Annotated in this window: 17 protein-coding genes, 1 tRNA gene and 1 other RNA gene; 11 read left to right on the top strand and 8 right to left on the bottom strand. The window is 65.9% G+C overall.

The features are described 5' to 3' along the window. The first annotated feature begins 8 nt into the window (after positions 1–8). On the top strand, positions 9–1268 hold the full coding sequence (gene tgt, locus ACFXHA_RS44920) for a tRNA guanosine(34) transglycosylase Tgt (RefSeq protein WP_379367498.1): 1260 nt from the start codon (positions 9–11) through the stop codon (positions 1266–1268). A gap of 20 nt (positions 1269–1288) precedes the next feature. Here tgt and ACFXHA_RS44915 read toward each other — a convergent pair whose 3' ends face one another. After that, complete coding sequence (locus ACFXHA_RS44915; protein WP_379367496.1) at positions 1289–2056, bottom strand: queuosine precursor transporter; 768 nt, start codon at positions 2054–2056, stop codon at positions 1289–1291. A 76-nt stretch (positions 2057–2132) separates the two neighbouring features. Between ACFXHA_RS44915 and ACFXHA_RS44910 the strand changes: the two genes are divergently transcribed. Continuing rightward, positions 2133–2720 (top strand): DUF4190 domain-containing protein, encoded by a 588-nt coding sequence (locus ACFXHA_RS44910; protein WP_379367494.1) that lies wholly within the window; start codon positions 2133–2135, stop codon positions 2718–2720. A gap of 85 nt (positions 2721–2805) precedes the next feature. On the opposite strand, the gene ACFXHA_RS44905 is transcribed toward ACFXHA_RS44910, so the two are convergent. The 3 genes from ACFXHA_RS44905 to ACFXHA_RS44895 form a co-directional block, all read right to left on the bottom strand. After that, a complete protein-coding gene (locus ACFXHA_RS44905) occupies positions 2806–3603 on the bottom strand; it encodes an RDD family protein (RefSeq protein WP_379367493.1) in 798 nt (265 codons plus the stop codon). Between the two features lie 58 nt (positions 3604–3661). Next, positions 3662–4621, bottom strand: coding sequence for a tRNA glutamyl-Q(34) synthetase GluQRS (gene gluQRS, locus ACFXHA_RS44900; protein ID WP_379367492.1), 960 nt, complete (start codon positions 4619–4621; stop codon positions 3662–3664). Positions 4622–4719: 98 nt separating this feature from the next. Next, positions 4720–5226, bottom strand: coding sequence for a DUF309 domain-containing protein (locus tag ACFXHA_RS44895; protein WP_379367490.1), 507 nt, complete (start codon positions 5224–5226; stop codon positions 4720–4722). Between the two features lie 384 nt (positions 5227–5610). Here ACFXHA_RS44895 and ACFXHA_RS44890 point away from each other — a divergent pair, with 384 nt between their 5' ends. After that, a complete protein-coding gene (locus tag ACFXHA_RS44890; protein ID WP_379367488.1) occupies positions 5611–5820 on the top strand; it encodes a DUF397 domain-containing protein in 210 nt (69 codons plus the stop codon). A gap of 111 nt (positions 5821–5931) precedes the next feature. Here the strand turns inward: ACFXHA_RS44890 and ACFXHA_RS44885 are convergent, their stop codons facing one another. Beyond that, a complete protein-coding gene (locus tag ACFXHA_RS44885) occupies positions 5932–7596 on the bottom strand; it encodes a cytochrome bc complex cytochrome b subunit (protein WP_379367486.1) in 1665 nt (554 codons plus the stop codon). Between the two features lie 98 nt (positions 7597–7694). On the opposite strand from ACFXHA_RS44885, the gene ACFXHA_RS44880 reads away from it, so the two are divergent. Continuing rightward, entirely contained in the window at positions 7695–9167 is a 1473-nt protein-coding gene (locus tag ACFXHA_RS44880) for a hypothetical protein (protein ID WP_379367484.1), read from the top strand. On the opposite strand, the gene ACFXHA_RS44875 is transcribed toward ACFXHA_RS44880, so the two are convergent. Both ACFXHA_RS44875 and ACFXHA_RS44870 read right to left on the bottom strand, forming a co-directional pair. Continuing rightward, a tRNA-Ser gene (locus tag ACFXHA_RS44875) sits at positions 9141–9225 on the bottom strand. The genes ACFXHA_RS44880 and ACFXHA_RS44875 overlap by 27 nt on opposite strands. 54 nt (positions 9226–9279) lie before the next feature. Beyond that, positions 9280–10386 (bottom strand): DUF2613 family protein, encoded by a 1107-nt coding sequence (locus ACFXHA_RS44870; RefSeq protein WP_379367483.1) that lies wholly within the window; start codon positions 10384–10386, stop codon positions 9280–9282. A 100-nt stretch (positions 10387–10486) separates the two neighbouring features. Between ACFXHA_RS44870 and ffs the strand changes: the two genes are divergently transcribed. Together ffs and ACFXHA_RS44860 are read left to right on the top strand one after the other, a co-directional pair. Next, an RNA gene (ffs, locus tag ACFXHA_RS44865) (signal recognition particle sRNA small type) lies at positions 10487–10581 on the top strand. 189 nt (positions 10582–10770) lie between these two features. Continuing rightward, positions 10771–12060: an aminotransferase class I/II-fold pyridoxal phosphate-dependent enzyme gene (locus ACFXHA_RS44860; RefSeq protein WP_379367481.1), complete on the top strand. Its 1290-nt coding sequence runs from the start codon at positions 10771–10773 to the stop codon at positions 12058–12060. 61 nt (positions 12061–12121) lie between these two features. On the opposite strand, the gene ACFXHA_RS44855 is transcribed toward ACFXHA_RS44860, so the two are convergent. Beyond that, positions 12122–12964: a methyltransferase domain-containing protein gene (locus ACFXHA_RS44855; protein WP_379367651.1), complete on the bottom strand. Its 843-nt coding sequence runs from the start codon at positions 12962–12964 to the stop codon at positions 12122–12124. 73 nt (positions 12965–13037) lie between these two features. Between ACFXHA_RS44855 and ACFXHA_RS44850 the strand changes: the two genes are divergently transcribed. The 5 genes from ACFXHA_RS44850 to ACFXHA_RS44830 all read left to right on the top strand — a co-directional run bounded on the left by ACFXHA_RS44850 (position 13038) and on the right by ACFXHA_RS44830 (position 16887). After that, on the top strand, positions 13038–13616 hold the full coding sequence (locus tag ACFXHA_RS44850) for an HhH-GPD-type base excision DNA repair protein (RefSeq protein WP_379367479.1): 579 nt from the start codon (positions 13038–13040) through the stop codon (positions 13614–13616). 115 nt (positions 13617–13731) lie between these two features. Continuing rightward, positions 13732–14433: a hypothetical protein gene (locus ACFXHA_RS44845; protein WP_379367477.1), complete on the top strand. Its 702-nt coding sequence runs from the start codon at positions 13732–13734 to the stop codon at positions 14431–14433. A gap of 160 nt (positions 14434–14593) precedes the next feature. Then, the gene (locus ACFXHA_RS44840) at positions 14594–15301 is read left to right on the top strand and encodes a hypothetical protein (RefSeq protein WP_379367475.1); all 708 of its coding nucleotides are present in this window, start codon (positions 14594–14596) and stop codon (positions 15299–15301) included. 211 nt (positions 15302–15512) lie between these two features. Next, positions 15513–16220 carry a hypothetical protein gene (locus tag ACFXHA_RS44835; RefSeq protein ID WP_379367474.1) on the top strand — a complete coding sequence of 236 codons (708 nt, stop codon included), beginning with the start codon at positions 15513–15515 and terminating at the stop codon, positions 16218–16220. A 118-nt stretch (positions 16221–16338) separates the two neighbouring features. Further along, on the top strand, positions 16339–16887 hold the full coding sequence (locus tag ACFXHA_RS44830) for a flavin reductase family protein (RefSeq protein WP_379367472.1): 549 nt from the start codon (positions 16339–16341) through the stop codon (positions 16885–16887). The last annotated feature ends 14 nt before the right edge of the window (positions 16888–16901 follow it).

The following is a 16901-nucleotide window of genomic DNA, read 5'->3' as shown; positions in this document are numbered from 1 at the left end:
ATAACTCGGTGTCTTCTCCCTCCGAGTTCTCGTTCAAGGTCGGTACCCGTCTGGAAGGACGGCATGGTCGGACGGGCGTGATCAGTACTCCCCACGGGGAGATTGCCACGCCCGCCTTCACACCGGTCGGCACGAAGGCCACGGTCAAGGCCGTGCTGCCGGAGACCATGAAGGAACTCGGTTCGCAGGCGCTGCTGGCCAACGCCTATCACCTCTACCTGCAGCCCGGCCCGGACATCGTGGACGAGGCCGGGGGACTGGCCCAGTTCATGAACTGGCACGGGCCCACCTTCACCGATTCCGGCGGCTTCCAGGTGATGTCGCTGGGTGTCGGGTTCAAGAAGGTGCTGGCGATGGAATCCGTCGGCGTGCAGAACGACGATGTGATCGCCAAGGGCAAGGAACGGCTGGCGCACGTCGACGACGACGGCGTCACCTTCCGCTCGCACCTCGACGGCTCCAAGCACCGGTTCACGCCCGAGGTGTCCATGGGCATCCAGCATCAGCTGGGCGCGGACGTCATGATGGCCTTCGACGAGCTCACCACGCTCATGAATACCCGTGGCTACCAGGAAGAATCACTGGAGCGCACGCGGCGCTGGGCCAAGCGCTGCCTGGACGAGCACGAGCGCCTCACCGCGGCCCGCTCACACAAGCCGTATCAGGCGTTGTTCGGAGTGATCCAGGGCGCGCAGTACGAAGACTTGCGCCGCAAGGCATGTCGCGATCTCGAAGCCCTGCGCGGCGAGGCCGGGACGGGTTTCGACGGGTACGGCATCGGCGGCGCGCTGGAGAAGCACAATCTGGGCACCATCGTCGGCTGGTGCTGCGACGAGCTGCCGGAGCACAAGCCGCGGCATCTGCTGGGCATCAGTGAGCCGGAGGACATCTTCACCGCGGTCGAGCACGGCGCGGACACCTTCGACTGCGTGAATCCCTCACGGGTGGCGCGCAATGCGGCGATGTACACCGACGAGGGCCGCTTCAATATCAATACCGCCCGGTTCAAGCGGGACTTCACGCCGATCGACGAGACCTGCGACTGCTACACCTGCGCCCATTACACCCGCGCCTACATCCATCACCTGTTCAAGGCGAAGGAGATGCTGGCGGCGACGCTGTGCACCATTCACAACGAGCGGTTCACGGTGCGGCTGGTCGATCGCGTGCGGGAAAGCCTGGACGGCGGCTACTTCGACGATTACAAGACCGATTTCCTGGGCCGCTGGCGCGGTCGCATCAAAGCCCCTGGGCTGCAGGCGGATTAGACACGACCGCGCCGAAACCCCTACTCGTAGATCGCGGAACGCTCACGCGGGCGGTACGAGGGTTCCTTCTTCTTGAGGAAGGCGATGCAGCGGTAGCTGATCGGCAGCACGCACATCTCGACGAGGGTCTTCCAGAGGAAGCCCACGATCGTGTAGTTGAGGTAGTCGCCCCAGGTGTTGATGCCGATGGCGGTAGCGGCGATGGAGCAGAACACCAGGGTGTCGCCGATCTCGCCCGCAACGGTGGAGCCGAGCAGCCGGGCCCACAGATGCTTCTCCTTGGTCTTCTCCTTGATGAGCACCAAGGTGACCGAGTTCAGGAACTGGCCCACGAAGTACCCGGCGATTCCGGCGAAGGCCAGCTGCGGGGTATGGCCGAGGACATCCGCGAACGACTGGGCGTTCTGATTGTCGTTGCCGGGCAGCTTGATGACGATCTGGAAGCAGGCGATCATCAGCAGGAGCGCGCCGAACCCGTAGTAGACCAGGCGGCGGGTCGCGCGGAAGCCGTAGACCTCGCTGAGGATATCGCCGATGACATAGGCGAGCGGGAAGAGGAAGAACGCACCGTCCAGCGTCAGCGGCAGCACGGTGACGGGACCGAAGGACAGATGGTGTCCGGAGAAGAACTGCACGCCCTTGGCGACGCACACATTGGAAATAAGCAGCACCGCCGTGAAGGCGACCGCCACCGGTGTGAAATAGCCCCCAGCCGCGTCCGCGAAGCTCGCGTGTTCCGGCGTGGGGTGTCCAGATCGGTCGTTGTCGACCGTTTTCGTATCACTCACGCGGAAAGTATCCCTGCCTGGACCGATACACACGGACCGGTGGGTGTGTTCCGGATTCACAGCCTAGGCTGAGCCAATGACGAGTCCCGGTGATTCCGACGAATGGTGGAAGCAGTACGGCGGTGAGGGCGTCGCGCCCGAAACCCCGCCCGCGGTGCCACCGCAACCGGCGCCCCAGCAGCCGACGCCGCCCCCGGCCGGCTACACCTCGGCTCCGCAGTACCAAAATCCGCCGATGACTCCGCCGCCGCAGCCGGTGTATCCGAGCTACCCGCCGCCGCAGACGAACTACACTCCGCCGCAGGCGAATCCGATGCCCGGATATCCGCCCGCCGGGCAGCAGCCCCCGGCCTACGGTTACCCGGGCTACCAGCCCTACGGATACGGGCAATCCGCTCAGCAGACCAATCCGCTGGCCATCGCCTCGCTGATCGTGTCGATCATCGGCCTGCCCGGCCTGTTCTTCTGCATCTTCATTCCGGTGGTCTCGATCGTCGGCCTGGTGCTGGGCATCGTCTCGCTCAACCAGGTCAAGAACAATCCGCAGCAGCAGGGCCGTGGCCTGGCGCTGGGCGGAATCTGGGTGGGTGCGATCGGCACCGTGCTCGGAGTGGGGCTCCTGCTGATCCTCGTCATCGCCGGAAACTGGCACTCGACCTACTAGCGGCACCCGGCCGAGAGCGGCTGTGCGGCAAAAAGAATGGGGCGCATCCTGCTGGATGCGCCCCATTCTTCGTGGTGACCGGGTGTCAGGCCTTGAGGACCTGGGTGCCGCCCGCGAACTTGTCGTGCCAACCCTGCTTGTTCGGGTCCTGCTCGATGCTGATCGCAGCCCAGATCATCAGGCCGAAGCTGGCCAGGTAACCGGGGCAGGAGAGAACATTGACCGCGAAGAAGATATTGCGCATCAACGACATCCGGGGATCGATGGGCGCGCCACCGGGGCCGACCACCCGCAGGCCGAGCAGCTTCTTGCCGAGGGTCTGGCCACCCATCTGGGTCTCCATCACCACGAAATAGCCGGTGATGGCGGCCCAGAGCAGGGCCCCGCCGATGATGTTGGCGAAAAAGCCGCGACCGAGCACGACCTCGATGATCCCGGCGACGATGGCGGCGGGGATACCGGCGATGAGGGTGTCGATGACGCGGGCGCCGAAACGGGTCCACAGGTCACCCGGCTGCGCGCCGCCCAATCCCGGTGCGCCGTAACCCTGCTGGCCGCCGGGGAACTGCTGGTAGGGCTGCTGACCGTAGGGCTGCTGCTGGCCGTAGGCGTCGGACTGACCGAACGACTGCTGGCCGTACGACGGCGGCTGCTGGCCGAACGCCGGGGGCTGCTGCTGGGCGTACGGATCGGACTGCTGTCCGTAGGACGGCGGCTGCTGCTGGGCGTACGGATCGGACGGCTGCCCGTAGGGCTGCTGCGGCTGCTGGCCGTAGGGGTCGGATTGTCCGTAGGGCTGCTGACCGTACGGCTGCTGGGGCTGCTGCCCGTACGGCTGGCCACCCTGCGGATATTGGTTGGGGTCGTACCCACCGCTCGTCATTGTTCGCCGTCCTCGTCGAATTCGTTCGGGATCTGGTCGATCTGGTCGAGTGCGTACGTTACGGACACGTACTGGGTAGCGACAAGCCGTTCGGGTCGAGTCGCCAGGGTTCCCGCGGCAGGTTATCCGGTCGGAATCGTTTCAGCAGGTCCGAGGGGGTGTTCGGGTCGGCGTAGCCCAGTGAGGCGGCGAGCGCGGCGAATACCTGGCCTGGGGTTTCGCCGAGCGCGGTCCGGTCGCGCAGCGTGACCGCGCCGTCGCGTTTGGCCAGGCGCTGCCCGGCCGGATTCAAAACCAGTGGCACATGGGCGTATTCGGGCACCGGCAGTCCCAGCAGGGTCGCCAGGTAGGCCTGGCGTGGGGTCGAGGGCAGCAGGTCGTCGCCGCGGACCACCTGGTCGATGCCCTGTTCGGCGTCGTCGACGACGACGGCGAGGTTGTAGGCGGGGGTGCCGTCACCGCGGCGCAGCACCAGATCGTCCACCGCGCCGCGGTATTCACCGAACAGCCGGTCGGTGATGGTGAACTCGGTGACGTCCGCGCGCAGGCGCAGCGCGGCGGGGCGGCCCTCGGCGCGACGCTGCTGTCGTTCCCGTTCCGTCAGATTCCGGCAGGTTCCCGGGTACGCGCCCATCGGGCCGTGCGGCGCGATCACCGCCTGCTGTATTTCCCTTCGTGTGCAGAAGCATTCGTAGGTCAGTCCGGCGGCGGTGAGGCGTTCGAGGGCGGTCTCGTACAACGGCAGGCGCTGCGACTGCCACACCACCGGCGGGTCCCAGTCCAGTCCGATGGCCGCGAGGTCCTCGAGTTGTCGTTGCGCGGCACCCGCTTTCACCCGGTCCAGATCCTCGACTCGGATCAGGAATCCGCGCCCGGTGGAGCGGGCGAACAGCCATGCGAGCAGTCCGGTGCGGAGATTGCCCACGTGCAGGTCGCCCGACGGGCTGGGCGCGAAGCGGCCGGATCCGGGCGCGGTTCCCCGGGCCTCGGACGTTGCTGTGGCGGGTTCGGCGGGCACGTCTGTCGATGGTAGTTCGCACGCTTCGCAGTGCCCCTGGTCCTTCGCATTCTTGCGGGCGCACACACCGAGTGTGGGTGGATAGCCGTGTTGCGAATTCAGTGCGAGATTGTGAGTTGCGGCCGAAGATCGTTCTCGGAGATGGGTTTTCCCTGCTCGAGCAGGGTGAGCAGGCTCTCGGCAAGGGTTATCAACCCGGGGGAGTCGATGTCGTAGGGCGCCGGACCGTAGCTGGAAAGGCGTTGGGTCGCGCGTTCCAGCAGGGTGCGGGCCCCCTTCGGATTTCCCCGTTGAATGTGGGTAAGTCCAACGGCAAACTGCGCGAGGGCCTGCCACAGCGACTTCTCCGCGAACGGACCGTTCTTCCAGGCGGCCTCGAGTACCTCGTGCGCGTTGAAAGCGAGGCCGGCATCGAGCAGCTGTTGGGCGTAGTCGAGGGTTTCCGCGGGCGGCAGGTCGAGATCGTCGGGTATGCGGGGGACGCCCGGACTGCCGAAGGGGAGTGGGCGCCCAAAACGGTCACGAGGTCGGGCATTCCGGGCGCGTCCGTTCTCGTCGCGGGCTCGTCCGGCATCGTCCGGGGGCAGGTCGGGCATGTCCTCCATGATTCACCATGGCGAGGGTTCGGGTCCGCGCGGAGTTTGCCCGGGGATGCGCGAATGTCAGGTAACGGAATTCGGTCTTCTGAAATTGAAAAGCCTCAAATTGCGGCTAATTTAGCGCAAATAATTAGCTGGCTAACCTTGCCGCAAATTTGCTGATTGAAAACGAAAGAATGCGATCTCCTTATGACGAACCCTGCTAGTGTTTAGCGCGGGAACGGCCATCGGGGGTGCATTCCCATCGCGAAGTGCAGAGAACTGGTTGTACGGAGCGTTTGCGTGCGGCCTGTGGCGCACCAGGGATTCGCCATTCTCGGTGGATCCCGAGGTCACCAAGATCGATGCCAGCAAGATCTCGAGCCTGACCGCAACTAAGGAGCTAGTACCGTGAAGGTGGATTACACAGGCGCCGTATGGCGCAAGAGCAAACACAGCGGCCCCAACGGCAACTGCGTTGAGGTTGCTTTTCTCGGTGACGGCAATGTGGCTGTCCGCGACAGCAAGGAATCCGGCCGCGGGCCGATCCTGGCCTTCACCCCCGGCGAGTGGGATGCCTTCGTAGCCGGCGTCTCCGACGGAGAGTTCAAGCGGGCCTGACCGGCCCTCTGCCAGACCCTCTGCACTGATCAGCCCCAACCTGATCAGCTGCTGCCGGGAGAAAACAGAAGCCCCGAGTCCCGGAGACTCGGGGCTTCGCTTTTGCGGTCGCTAGTCCGGCCGGTGCCCGTTGCTGGAGTGCCCGTTGCCCGCGGTGTTCTCCTGCACCTGCCGCAGCACCGCCAGCTGGGCGTGTTCGGCCTCGCGGTCGTTGGCGACGTTCGCTTCCTGTTCCTGCGCCGGGTCCGCGCGGAAGAACGCGCCGGTGCCCGGCCGCCCGGCGATGCCCAGTTCGTTCATCTTCCGGGGCACCTTCGCGCCCTGGTATTCGAGGGGGATCGGATGGCCGTGCTCGTCCACCGGCCCGAGCGGCTGATGGATCTCGATGTACTCACCGTGTGGAAGTCGCCGCACCACACCGGTTTCGATGCCGTGCTCGAGAATGGCGCGGTCACTGCGCTGCAGGCCCAGGCACAGCCGGTAGGCGACGGTGTAGGCCAGCGGCGGGATGGTCAGCAGCCCGATGCGGAAGGCCCAGGTGGTGGCATTGAGCGAGATGTCGAACTTGAAGGCGATGATGTCGTTGACGCAGGCCAGCGTGAGAATCACGTAGAAGCTCAGCGACATCGCCCCGATCGCGGTGCGTACCGGCACATCACGCGGCCGCTGCAGCAGATTGTGCCGGGCCCGATCGCCGGTCAGCCGCTTCTCGATCCACGGGTAGGCGATGATCAGCGTGAAGATCAGCGGCATGAACAGCGCCACCGAGAAGGCCCCGGGCACCGTATGCCCGAACGGGTACATCTCCCAGGCCGGGAACAGGCGCAGGAACCCGTCGGTCCACATCATGTAGAAGTCGGGCTGGGTGCCGGCGGAGACCTGAGAGGGGTTGTAGGGCCCCAGGTTCCAGATCGGATTGATCTGCAGCAGCCCGCCCATGAGCGCCAGCACGCCGAGCGTGAAGGCGAAGTACGCGCCCTGGTCCAGCGAGAACACCGGCACGATGCGGGTGCCGACCACATTCTTCTCGGTGCGGCCCGGCCCCGGGTACTGGGTGTGCTTCTGATACCAGACCAGCGCGACGTGAACCCCGATGAGCGCCAGCATGATTCCGGGCAGCAGCAGCACATGCGCGATATAGAGGCGCGGAATGATGATGGTGCCGGGGAAGTCGCCGCCGAACATGAGCCAGTGCAGCCAGGTGCCGATGACGGGGCTGCCCAGGGTGATCCCGGCGAAGGCGGCGCGCAGGCCGGTGCCCGAGAGCAGGTCGTCGGGCAGCGAGTACCCGAAGAAGCCCTCGAACATGGCCATGATGAACAGCAGCGCGCCGATCACCCAGTTGGCCTCGCGCGGTTTGCGGAACGCGCCGGTGAAGAAGACCCGGCACATATGGATGATCATGGACGCGGTGAAAAGCAGTGCGGCCCAATGATGTACCTGCCGCACGAACAATCCGCCGCGGACGTCGAAGGAGATATTCAGCGCGGTCTCGTAGGCGCGGGACATGGTGACCCCGCGCAGCGGCTGGTAAGACCCGTTATAGGTCACGTCCTGCATGGACGGGTCGAAATACAAGGTCAAATAGACGCCGGAGAGCAGCAGAATGATGAAGCTGTAGAGCGCTATTTCGCCGAGCAGGAACGACCAGTGGGTCGGAAAGACCTTGTTGATCGAGCGTTTCAGGAATGCGGCACCCCGGTACCGCTCATCCGCCTCATTGGCTTGCGTCGCCAGTCGAACGGCAGACTTGGATCGATGTGCCGTGGTTGCCATTGCGGTCACCCCGCCCCCGGGACAGTGATTAAGGCTTCTACTACAAACGGTAGCACCCAGCGCGGTTGTACCGTACGGAGTTTCGCTAGGGTCATCGGGTGAATTCCCTGGCTGCTCGCGACGCGACCATGTACTGGCTGTCCGCGCGCACCCGCAACGATCTGTTCCTGCTCTACTGCTTCGCCGACACCGGATGCGACGCCGAGCAGCTGCGGACGGCGGTGGCGAACCGGGTCGCGCATATTCCGGATTTGCTGATACACGTGCTGGACACTCCTGCAAACATTGCGTATCCGATTTGGGCGCCTTGCGAATTCACGAATGACCAGTTCGTCGATCATCCGCACGAGGCGGCGACGTGGGCGAATGTCACGGCCGCCGTGGGCGCGCTGCTGGGCACGGGTTTGCGTGCGAACGAACGCGCCTGGCGGCTGCACGTGTTCCGAAATGTCCGGGAAGCCCCAGGATTCGCTACCGGTGAGTCCGCGCTGGTAGCGGTGCTCCAGCTATCCCATGCCCTGGCAGACGGCCGGCGTGCTGCCGTCATCTCCCGGGCATTGTTCGGCCACAGCGAATTTCCGGCAGTGCGCGGCACCGGCTCATCGTCGCGGGTCGGCCGCGGACTAGTACCGAATACGGTTCGGGAAAAGATAATGGGCGCTCTCTCGGCTACCTTGGCCATACCGGAAATCCCAATCGGTATGGCACGCACCGTGGTTCGCGGTCTCGGTGCCGCCCGCGCCCAGCACCGGCTGGCCGAGCTCACGGCCGCCGGTCAGCTCCCGCCGCCGGCCTCCGATGTCGAACCGAACGTCCTGAACGGTGGCGGCACCATGCCACGGACGCACGGCGTGCGAATGCTGGTGTGCGACCGGGACCGACTGCGGGTACCGGGCCGTTCTGTGACGGTGGTGGCGCTCACCGCCGTATCGCTGGCACTCGAGCGCTACCTGCGCAGCCGCGGCGAGCCGCTGCCCGAACTCCGTGCCCAGGTGCCGATGGCCGTCGCCGGAGCTGCCCGCAACGGCTACCGCGACCTCTCGGTGGATCTGGCCGTGGCCGAACCGCTCCCGCAGTGCGCCGACCGGATCGCGGCCGACCTGTCCACCCGCCGCGAACGCGCCGCCCACCCGCTGCAGCAGGCCCAGGACGCCGTGACGGCCGTCCTTCCGGCCCCGCTGCTGTACCGGGACGTGGCGCACGCCCCTATCGACATACTCCCCGAACGGGTTTCGGGTCACACCGTGGTATCCAGCGTCGACCGCGGCCCGGCGGATCTCGAATTCGGGGGTGGCGCGGTGCGTTTCACCGCCGGGTTCCCGGCGCTCGGCGCGGTCATGCACCTGACCCATGGTGTGCACGGCCTGGGCGACACCGTCACCATCTCGGTGCACGCCGATCCCGCGGTGCTGACGGATCTCGACGGATATGCCGCATTGCTGGAGTCGGCGGTGGACGAGACCGTCCACGCGCTGCGACCGGTCTCGGGAACGAACACGGCCCCGGCCGGAAACTCGATGAGTTTCCAACCGGGGCCGTCCCAGCGGAGGATAGGGGATTTGAACCCCTGAGGGCGTTAACCCAACCCGCGTTCCAGGCGAGCGCCATAGGCCACTAGGCGAATCCTCCGTCGAGCAATATACCGGGTGTACCCCCGCACTAAGCAAATGCCGTGGTCGGCGGCTACTTCTTCTTCACATTCGTGAGTGCTTTGCGGGTCTGGTCCTTGCAGACCTGGGCCAGGTCGTCCTTGCTGACGTCCTTGCCCTTGTACATGGTCAGCCGGATGTTGATCTTGACCGAGGCGTTGTCGTCCTTGACCGCGCAGGTGTAGTCGGTGGTGGTGAAGTAGGTGTAGTCGTCGGACTTGGACGTCCAGTAGCCGGCTTCGCCGATGCCGGCGAGGTCACCCGAGGTACGGCCGCTGCCGGTGGTGCCGGTGTCGGAGGACTTCCACATGTCGTATTCGGCGCGGTTGTACGCGCTCGACGAACCGCTCAGGAAGGACACATTGAGGGTCAGGTCGGCGGTGTTGGTGTTGGTGGAGCCGTACTTGTCGGGCTTGGTGGTCTCCTCGTTGCCCGCGCGGCAATCGAAGCGGCCACCCGAGTAATCCGTGGGCTTGGTCTCGGAGTGCTCGGGGGTGCCCTTGGAATTGGCGGCGAACTTGCTCAGCACCGAGGTGTCGATCACGGTGCAGCCGTTGGTGACACCGTTCATCGTGTACTTGCCGGCGTCCTTCTTGGTGCCGCCCGGGCCGCTGTCACTGCCCGAGAACGCGACGATGCCGATGACCGCGCCGACCACCACCACGAGACCGATGACCGCGGCGATGATCAGCGGAGTCTTGTTGCCGCCCGAACGGGGCGGCTGCGCCGGATAGCCGTAACCGGGTCCGACCGGCGGAACCGGGGGCGGCGGGGTGAACTGCTGCGGCTGCTGCGGGAATCCACCCGACATCGGCTGCGCGTAACCGACCGGCGCGGCCTGCTGCGGGAATCCGCCGGACATCGGCTGCTGCGCGTAGGCGTCGGACACCGGCGGCTGGGGGTAACCGGGCATCGCCTGCTGGGGATAACCGCCGCCGGACTGGGCGGGCGGCATCGGCTGGGCGGGCGGGGTGTAGGCGCCGGGCATGCCCGATGTTCCGTAGTTCAGCATGGTCGGGTCCGCGCCCTGGACCGGCTGGCCGGGCTCGGTTCCGGTGGGCGTGGTGGCCCACCACTGCGCGGTTTCCTGCGCCTTCGCCGGGTCGTGCGCCCCACCCTGTCCTGGATCGGAACTCGTCATTGGATTCTTTCCCCTCCGGAATTGAGCGGGGCACCCCGCTTGTCGCTGGCATCGTATCGACCCCGGGCGGCGGGGGGCGCGGTGAGCCGCTACACTGGCCGACGGATCCAGCGCGGCGCGCATCCTGTGAACTCCCCCAGGGCCGGAAGGCAGCAAGGGTCAACGGGCTCTGCCGGGTGCGCTGGGTCCCCTTTCTTTTTGTGGCGCAGCACACTTGTGGGTGCAAGTGCACGGAGTCTCCGGTCGCAGTGCGCAGAGTCCGTATATCCCTGCGGATTCCCGGGGGCGTCCTAGTAACGTGGGCGGTTGGGTTCGCGCCTCCGTGTTCGAGTAACGGGGGGCGCGAACCCCGACAAGATCCCACGCCCTTGGAAAGGCTGTCAGATGCCTCGGCAGACGCAATTCGGTTTGATGAGCCATGCGGAACTCGTGACGGAACACGAGACGCAGACCGCGAACTACGCGAAGCTCAAGACCGAAAAGCTGACGCTGGATATTACGAGGGGTAAGCCCTCGCCCGAGCAGCTGGACCTCTCGCAGGAACTCCTCGAGCTGCCGGGCGCCGCCGACTACCGGGACGCGAACGGCACCGATGTGCGCAATTACGGTGGCCTGCACGGCCTGCCGGAGCTGCGCGCCATCTTCGGCGAGCTGCTGAACATTCCGGTGTCGAACCTGCTGGCCGGCAACAATGCCAGCCTGGAGATCATGAACGACCTGCTGGTCTTCTCCATGCTGCACGGCAACGCGGATTCGGTGCGCCGCTGGATCGACGAGCCGGTGCTCAAGTTCCTGTGCCCGGTACCGGGTTACGACCGTCACTTCGCCATCACCGAGGCGCTCGGCTTCGAGATGATCCCGATCCCGATGAAGGGTGACGGCCCCGACACGCATCTGATCGCGGAGTTGGTGGCCTCGGATCCCAGCATCAAGGGCATGTGGGCGGTGCCCAACTACTCCAACCCGACCGGCATCACCTTTTCCGAAGCCGTGACCCGCGAGCTGGTTTCGATGCCGACGGCCGCGCCGGACTTCCGCCTGATCTGGGACAACGCCTACGCGGTGCACCCGCTCACCGATACCGCCGAGCCGGTGCTGGACGTGCTGGGCATGGCCGAGGCGGCGGGGCACCCGAACCGGGTGTTCGTGCTGGCCTCCACCTCGAAGATCACCTTCGCGGGCGCGGGCGTGAGCTTCTTCGGCTCCTCCACCGCGAATGTGGAGTGGTACCTGAAGCACCTGGGCAAGAAGACGATCGGCCCGGACAAGGTGAACCAGCTGCGGCACCTGCGGTTCTTCAAGGATGCCGAGGGCGTGCGGGCGCACATGCAGCGCCACCGCGAGATCCTGGAGCCGAAATTCAAACTGGTACTGCGGATTCTGGAGGATCGCCTGGGCGCGTCGAAGGTGGCGTCCTGGACCGAGCCCAAGGGCGGCTACTTCATCAGCCTGGACGTGCTGGAGGGCACCGCGAGCAAGGTGGTCGCGCTGGCCAAGGACGCGGGTATCGCGCTGACCCCCGCGGGGGCCTCCTACCCGTACGGAAAAGAGCCGGAGGACAAGAACATTCGCATCGCCCCCAGCTTCCCGTCCGAGGCGGAACTGGAGAAGGCGATGGACGGTCTGGCCACCTGCGTGCTGCTGGCCGCCAGCGAGAAGCTGATGAGCCTGTAAGCGGCACAACGAAATAAGAGGCGCGCACCCCGAAACGGTGCGCGCCTCTTACGTTTCCGGGTCAGCTGGGCTTGTGCGCCAGTACCGCGAAGATGGTTACCGACAGGTGAATGTCACCGCTGGCCGCACCGGCCTCCAGATCGGCCAGCAACTCGTCGCGCTGGCGCTGGCTGATGGCGCCGCGTGCGACCGCGCGATCGGCGACGCGCGCCACCAGTGCGCCCGCACCGACACCGCCGTCCTGGATGAGTGCGTGCGAGGCGATGTCGTCGACGACCAGCCCGGCCGCGGTGAGCTGGCCGCTCAGGCGGCGGCCCGCGAACGGGTTGGTGGTTCCGGCGATCATGGTCTCGATGACCTCGTGCACGACGTGCCGGTCGCCGGGATGCACGATGGCCGTGCCCCAGTCGCTGTCCATGACCACCACGCGCCCGCCGGGTCGCAGTACGCGGGCGATCTCGCCGGCCGCGCGGGCCGGGGAGGTGAGGTGCTGGAAGACGCGCTCGCACAACGCCACATCGAAGCTCTCGCTGCCGACCGGCAGGCCGTAGGCGTCGCCGCTGATGAAGGTGGCGCTGGATCCGGCCTGGGTCGCGCGGCGTTCGGCGGCGAACAACAGGTCCGGGTCGGGTTCGACGCCGAGCGCGGTGCCGGTGGGGCCGACCCGGTCGGCCAGGGTCAGCACTTCGGAACCGGTGCCGGATCCGATATCGACGGCGCTCTCACCGGGCCGGGTGGCCAGGGCCTCATGGGCCCAGTTCCGCAGCCGCCGGATGCCCGGCAGGGCTGCCTGTAGGTCGTGCACGTCGACGAGTTGATCTTGTCCATCACGGTCGAAACGGTCCGGTCGCAGTCCGGACCCTGCGTCAGGTTGCGACGCGGCTCGTACTGAAGAATTAGCCATGGTGTCGGGCATGAGTTGAAGCCTAGCCGTGACCCGCGTCACCGCAACGCATGAACAATGGGATGATCGAGGCATGGTGAGCCGCACGCTGTGTATTGCGCAGGAATCCGATGCCGACGAGCTGCTTTCGACCGATGATTTCGCCCTGTTGGTCGGAATGATGCTGGATCAGCAGTTTCCCATGGAGCACGCATTCCGCGGCCCGTGGAAACTCGCCGATCGAATGGGCGGCTTCGATATCCACAAGATCGCCGCCGCCGATCCCGAGGAATTCGAGGAGCTGGCCTCGACGCCGCCGGCCATCCACCGTTACGGCCGTTCCATGGGGCGGCGGGTACAGGAACTGGCCCGCTACATCGAGGAGAACTACGACGGTAAGACCTCGGCGCTGTGGACCGACGGTGATCCGGACGGCAAGGAAGTGCTGAAGCGGATCAAGAAACTGCCCGGCTTCGGTGACCAGAAAGCCCGAATCTTCCTGGCGCTCTTGGGGAAACAGCGCGGCCTGACCGCGAAGGGCTGGCGCGAGGCCGCGGGCGCCTACGGCGAGGACGGTTCGCGCCGCTCGGTCGCCGACGTCACCGACGCCGAATCGCTCACGCAGGTAAGGGAATTCAAGAAGCAGGCGAAGGCCGCCGCCAAGGAGAAGTAACCGGCCCCCGCCCGGCCCGATCGAATCAAGCTGGTTTTTAACCTCCAGAATCCTGTGAGGTTGCTTAATGCTTGCCGCCGACAGTTCATTTCGGGCAGTGGAAGCAGTAAGCAAAATGCAGATGAGGAAATTCGCCGGGGTCGCGGCATTGTTGATCGCGGCTACCGGCGTGACGGCCGGTACCGCTTATGCCGCCCCGGCCGGGGCCGACAGCGGTCCCGGCGTCATCAATTTCACCAATCAGGCCACCGATACCGGTGCGGTGATTCGCACCGACGCGGGTTCGCTGGTGGTCGAGGACGGTGCGCTGAAGATCAAGGCGGCCGATGGCACCACGGTCGCGGGAACGGCATTGTCGTTCCGGGTCGATGATTTCGCGTTCCCGATCGCGGCGCAGGTCTCCGACCGCACCGCGACGCTGACGCCGCAATTCGACGAGGCGCACGCGGTCTATCAGCCGGTCGCGCTCCCGTACGAGGACCAGGCTCCGTGGAAGTCCCAGTACGACCGTGAGCAGGCCGCCTGGAACCGCTTGCGCGACACCATCAGCCTGGGCGCGACCATCGGCACGCTGGCCGGTGGCCTGGGTGGCGCGGCGCTCGGTTGCGTGCTGGGTGGCGTCGTCTTCGCGACGGCGACTGCTCCGCTGGCAACCCTGTTCGGTGTGGGTCCGGTGGCGGGCTGCTTGATCGGCGCCTCGACGGTCGGCTTCCTGGGCACCATCGCAGGTCAGGTATTCGTAACTGCGCCGGTCGCGATCGCCGCTGCGGTGCAGTACTTCACGACTATCAACCAGCCTTTCACGGCCGCGAAGTAGGCATTTCGGCAACCGATGAGCAAAAGTTCACTCGAGGTGAACCGGCCTGCCACTTGATGTTAGTCAAGGCGGGTTTCCATCACAGCGTCCCAGGGGACACACCTGACAATGTTCCCCTGGGACGCATCGATGCTCATCTGAAGAGAGATCTCCAAAACACATGCGCCTCAAGAAATTCACCGCGGTTTCCGCGCTCGTCGTCGCCGCTCTCGGCGTCACCGCCGGCACCGTGAATGCCGCTCCGGCCGCTGACAACGCGCCGATCAACTACACCGCCACCAACTCCGAGACCAACACCATCATCCACACGGATGCCGGTTCGATGGTCGTGGAGAACGGCAACTTCGAGATCAAGGCTGCCAACGGCAACACCGTCGCCGGCATGCCCCTGAAGTTCCGCGTGGACGACTTCGAGTTCCCGATCGCCGCGGACATCTCGGATCACACCGCGACCCTCACCCCGCAGTACGACATGGACCACGCGACCTACGCGCCGGCCGCCAAGGACGTCTCCCTCCCCTACGAGGACCAGGCTCCGTGGAAGTCGGACTACGACCGTGAGCAGGCGGCCTGGAACCGCATGAAGGACACCATCTCCATGGCCGCGACCATCGCGACCCTGGTCGGTGGCCTGGGTGCCGCGGCCGTCGGTTGTGTCCTCGGCTTCGGTGTCGCGGGCCTGGCCTCGGCCCCGCTCGCCGCGCTGTTCGGCGCGGGCCCGATCATCGGCTGCCTCGTCGGTGCGGCCACCGTCGGCTTCATCGGCACCATCGCCGGTCAGCTGCTGATCACCGCGCCGGTCTCCATCGCCGCCGCGATCCAGTACTTCACCACCATCAACCAGCCGCACGTCGTCGCGCCCAAGTAAGACGATCTGCACGGCGAACTGAAAGAGCAAGGGGCTCTATAGAATCAGCATTACCTCATCGGGACAGCCCGCTCGGCCTTTCGGCCGGGCGGGTTTCCTAATTCTCGAGAGTTCATCGAAGCAGCACCCCGTGGACACAATTCGTTAGCGTCGGCCAGTTTCGATCATCCGGTCCACACCTACGGACCTGCTCGATGAGGGAACAGAAGAGATGCGCTTCAAGAATTTCGCCGTGACCGCGGCACTGGTGGCGACTGCCATGGGCGTCACCGCCGGCACCGTCAACGCCGCTCCGGCTGACAATGGCGTCATCGATTACGCCGCCACCACCTCCGACACCAATGCCGTCATCCGCACGGACGCGGGTTCGATGGTGGTCGACAACAACACCTTCCAGATCAAGGCCGCCAACGGCAATGTGGTGGCGAGCCTGCCGTTGTCGTTCCGGGTCGACGACTTCACGTTCCCGATCGCCGCGGACATCGCCGATCACACCGCGACCCTGACCCCGCAGTACGACATGGACCACGCGACCTACGCGCCGGTCGCCAAGGACGTCAACCTGCCCTACGAGGACCAGGCGCCGTGGAAGTCGGACTACGACCGTGAGCAGGCGGCCTGGAACCGCATGAAGGACACCATCGCCACCGGCGCCACCATCGGCACCCTGGTCGGCGGCCTGGGTGGCGCGGCCGTCGGCTGTGTCCTGGGCATCGGTGTGGGTCTGGTCGCCACCGGCGCGCTGGCCACGCTGTTCGGCCTCGGCCCGCTGGGCGGCTGCCTGTTCGGCGCCGCGACCGTCGGCTTCCTGGGCACCATCGCCGGTCAGCTGTTCGTGACCGCGCCGATCGCCATCGCCGCGGCCTACAACTACTTCGTGACGATCAACCAGCCGCACATCGCCCCGCCGGCGAACTGATCACGCTGCGTTTCGAGACCCTCGAACCCCCGTCCGGATGCACCCGGACGGGGGTTCGTTTGTAATCGGGGTGAGCTCAAATCTGTCGCCGCACCCGCGCCGGTGCTGGAATGCTGTGATGGGCGAGCTGACTTCGATTCACGGCGCGGCTGCCGCGCTTTCACCGGTGGACGGCACCGACCTGCGACGCGCCTTCGCGCACTTCCCCAGTGGTGTGGTGGCGGTTTGCGCGCGGATCGGCGGGACCCCGTACGGGCTGGTGGCCAGCACCTTCGTGCCGGTCTCGCTGGATCCGCCGCTGGTGTCGGTGTGCATTCAGTACTCCTCGGAGACCTGGCCGCGACTGGAGCATGCCAGTCGGCTGGGGCTGAGCCTGCTCAGCAGTGCGCAGCAGCCTGCGGCGCGGAGCTTGAGTTCGCGGCGCGGGGATCGGTTCCGGAATGTGGAGCTACACACCGGCAATGGCAATGCGGCGTTCGTGGGCGGGGCCACCGCCTGGCTGGAAACCTCGGTGCACGAACAGGTTCCGGCGGGTGATCACGCGGTGGTGCTGCTGCGGGTACATCGGGTGAGCGTGCGCCCGGAGTCCGAGCCGCTGGTGTTCCACCGCAGCGGTTTCCGCGCCCTCTACGACGGTGCGCCGGAGATCGACGAAGCCGCGGTCTGAATTTCCTTATTCCC

The sequence above is a fragment of the Nocardia sp. NPDC059240 genome (genome assembly GCF_042753865.1).
In the GTDB taxonomy this organism is placed as follows: Bacteria; Actinomycetota; Actinomycetes; order Mycobacteriales; family Mycobacteriaceae; genus Nocardia.
The sequence above is the reverse complement of the archived record's forward strand: the minus strand, read 5'-3'. Positions and strand labels throughout refer to the sequence as shown.